This is a genomic window from Hydrogenophaga sp. 70-12, assembly GCF_001897365.1.
Classification (GTDB): Bacteria; Pseudomonadota; Gammaproteobacteria; order Burkholderiales; family Burkholderiaceae_C; genus Hydrogenophaga; species Hydrogenophaga borbori.
Window position 1 is genome coordinate 1 of the sequence record NZ_MKSS01000065.1, and the last position, 3,396, is coordinate 3,396.

The 3,396-nt window shown below is 67.8% G+C and carries 3 protein-coding genes; all 3 read left to right on the top strand.

Annotated elements, in window-relative coordinates:
- The coding region (locus tag BGO22_RS04335; protein ID WP_286849230.1) for an acyl-CoA dehydrogenase C-terminal domain-containing protein at window positions 1–352 on the top strand (352 nt) is incomplete at its 5' end.
- Between the two features lie 28 nt (window positions 353–380).
- On the top strand, window positions 381–821 hold the full coding sequence (locus BGO22_RS04340) for a DUF2147 domain-containing protein (RefSeq protein WP_070397147.1): 441 nt from the start codon (window positions 381–383) through the stop codon (window positions 819–821).
- Window positions 822–956: 135 nt separating this feature from the next.
- Complete coding sequence (locus BGO22_RS04345) at window positions 957–3,356, top strand: 3-hydroxyacyl-CoA dehydrogenase/enoyl-CoA hydratase family protein (protein ID WP_070397148.1); 2,400 nt, start codon at window positions 957–959, stop codon at window positions 3,354–3,356.
- The last annotated feature ends 40 nt before the right edge of the window (window positions 3,357–3,396 follow it).

Genomic DNA, 3,396 nt, shown 5'->3' on the forward strand with positions numbered 1-3,396 from the left:
GAACGAGAAGATGGCCGAGTTCATCAACCCGCTGGCCTACCTGGGCGAGCAGATGACCAAGTTCACCACCGAGATCGGCTTCAAGGGCCTGCAGAACCCCGATGAGGTGGGCGCGGCCGCCGTGCCTTACCTGCGCGTGGCCGGCCACCTGGTGTTCGCCTACTTCTTCGCGCGCATGGCCCAGGCCGCGCAACGCGCCATCGACGGCGGCAGCAGCGACCCGTTCTACGCCGCCAAGCTGCAGACCGCGCGCTTCTACTTCGCCAAGCTGTTCCCCGAGACGGCCACGCTGATGCGACTGGCGCGATCGGGCAGCCGGGTCCTGATGGACACCAACGAAGCCCTCGCCTGATCGATCGCCGTTCAACCAGGAGACCGCCATGTTGCTCAAGACCACGATCGCCGTTTCCCTGCTGGCCCTGGCCGGCCTGGCCCACGCGCAGATGACGCCCGCGGGCCTGTGGAAGACCATCGACGACGACACCAAGAAGGAGAAGTCGCTGGTGCGCATCACCGAGAACAATGGCGTCTTCAGCGGCCGCATCGAGAAGTTGCTCGACCCGGCCAGCGACCCCAAGGGCGTGTGCGACAAGTGCACCGACGACCGCAAGGACAAACCCATCGTGGGCCTGGAGATCCTGCGCGGCATCAAGGCCGGCGAGAGCGACAAGACCGTGTTCGAGGGCGGCAGCATCGTCGACCCGAACAACGGCAAGAGCTACCGCGCGCGCCTCAAGCCCGTCAATGGCGGCGCGCAACTTGAGATGCGCGGCTACATCGGCCCCTTCTTCCGAACCCAGGTCTGGCAAAGAATGGAATGACACCCCTGCCGCGCTTCGCGCGACCCCCTCAAGGGGGCGACACCAGAGGTCCGGCACAGCCGGTTCCTCGGTGTCCCTCGACCACTCCCCCTCGTGCGAGGCGCAACAGCTAGCCCGCCAAGGAAAGTACTCTCAATGAACCGATTCAACGTCAGAAAAGTCGCCGTGCTCGGCGCGGGCGTGATGGGCGCGCAGATCGCCGCCCATCTCGTCAACGCCAAGGTGCCTGTCGTGCTCTTCGATCTTCCCGCGAAGGAAGGCCCGAAGAACGGCATCGTCACCCGGGCGATCGAGAACCTGAAGAAGCTCAAGCCCTCGCCCCTCGGCGTGGCCGCCGACGCCGACCTCATCGTCGCGGCCAACTACGAGGATCACATGCCCCTGCTGGGCGAGTGCGACCTGGTCATCGAGGCCATAGCCGAGCGCATGGACTGGAAGCGCGACCTGTACCAGAAGATCGCGCCGCACGTCGCCCCGCACGCCATCGTGGCGTCCAACACCTCGGGCCTGTCGATCACGGCGCTGAGCGAGGCGCTGCCCGAGGCCATCCAGCCGCGCTTCTGCGGCATCCACTTCTTCAACCCGCCGCGCTACATGGTGCTGGTGGAGCTGATCGCCACGCCGGCGACGCAGCCGCTGATCCTGGACCAGCTCGAAACCTTCGTGACCAGCGGCCTGGGCAAGGGCGTGGTGCGCGCCAAGGACACGCCCAACTTCATCGCCAACCGCATCGGCATTGCCGGCATGCTGGCCACGATGAAGGAGGTGGAAAACCACGGCCTGACGTTCGACGTCGTGGACGACCTCACCGGCAAGCGCCTGGGCCGCGCCAGCAGCGGCACCTTCCGCACCGCCGACGTGGTGGGCCTGGACACCATGGCCCACGTCATCAAGACCCTGCAGGACAACCTGAGCGCCGAGAGCGACCCGTTCTACGGCAGCTTCGGCACGCCGCCCGTGCTCAAGGCCCTGCTCGACAAGGGCCACCTCGGCCAGAAGACCAAGGCCGGCTTCTTCAGGAAGGTGGGCCGCGACATCCAGCGCTTCGACCTGGCGAGCGGCGACTACGTGCCCTCGGGCGAGAAGGCCGACGAGGTCTATGGCCGCATGCTCAAGAAGCCCGCGGCCGAGCGCCTGCGCCTGCTGAAGGACAGCACAGGTCCTCAGGGCCGGTTCCTCTGGGCCATCCTGCGCAACGGTTTCCACTACGCGGCCGTGCACCTGGCGAACATCGCCGACACCGCGCGCGACGTGGACCTGGCCATGCGCTGGGGCTTCGGCATGAAGCAGGGTCCCTTCGAGCTGTGGCAGGAAGCCGGCTGGCTGGAGGTGGCGAAGATGGTCCAGGAGGACATCGACGCCGGCAAAGCGCTGTCGACGGCGCCGCTGCCCGACTGGGTGTTCAAGGGCCCGGTGGCCGAGGCCGGCGGCGTGCACACCGCCCAGGGTTCGTGGAACCCCACCAAGGGCGTGTTCGAGGCGCGCCGTGAACTGCCGGTCTACCAGCGTCAGCCTTTCCCCGAGCTGCTGCTCGGCGAGGCGGGCCCGCGTTTCGCCAATGCCGGCACCACCGTCGAGGAAACCGACGCGGTGCGGCTCTGGACGCTCGACAACGAGGTCCTGATCGCCAGCATCAAGACCAAGATGCACGCGATCAGCCCCGAGGTTTGCGAGGGCCTGATGCAGGCGGTGGAACTCGCCGAGGCGCAGTACCAGGGCCTGGTGGTGTGGTCGGGCGACGAGCCCTTCAGCGTGGGCGCCGACCTGCAGGCCATGCTGCCGGCCTTCCTGGCCGTGGGCGTGGCCGCCATCGAGGACGCCGAGGGCTTCATGCAGCAGACCATGCTGCGCCTGCGCTACGCCAGCGTGCCCGTGGTCTCGGCCATCCGTGGCATGGCGCTGGGCGGTGGCTGCGAGCTGGCCGTCTACAGCGGCCGGCGCGTCGCGCACATGGAGAGCTACATCGGCTTGGTGGAGGTGGGCGTGGGCCTGATCCCGGGCGCGGGCGGCCTCACCTACGTGGCGCGCCGCGCGGCCGAGAACGCGGCCAGCTCCACCGGCAAGGACCTGCTGCCGTTCCTCACCGAGGGCTTCACGGCGGCCGCCATGGCCAAGGTCGGCACCAGCGCGATCGAGTCGCGCGCCATCGGCTACCTGCTCGAGTCCGATCTGATCGTGCCGCACAAGGACGAGCTGCTGTTCGTCGCGCTCAACGAAGCGAAGGCGATGTTCCGCGCCGGCTACCGCGCGCCGCACAAGCGCCTGTTCCCCGTGGCCGGACGCGACGGCAAGGCCACCATCCTGGGCCAGCTCGTGAACATGCGCGACGGCGGCTTCATCAGCCAGCACGACTTCCACATCGCCAGCCTGATCGCGAACGTGGTTACCGGCGGCGACGTGGACCCTGGCACCCTGGTCAGCGAGGAGTACCTTATGACGCTGGAGCGCCAGGCTTTCTGCGCGCTCATCACGCACCCCAAGACGCAGGAACGCATCCTCGGGATGCTCAACACCGGCAAGCCGGTGAGGAACTGATGAACACCCCCGCGCCGGGCTTTGCCCGTCACCCCCTCGA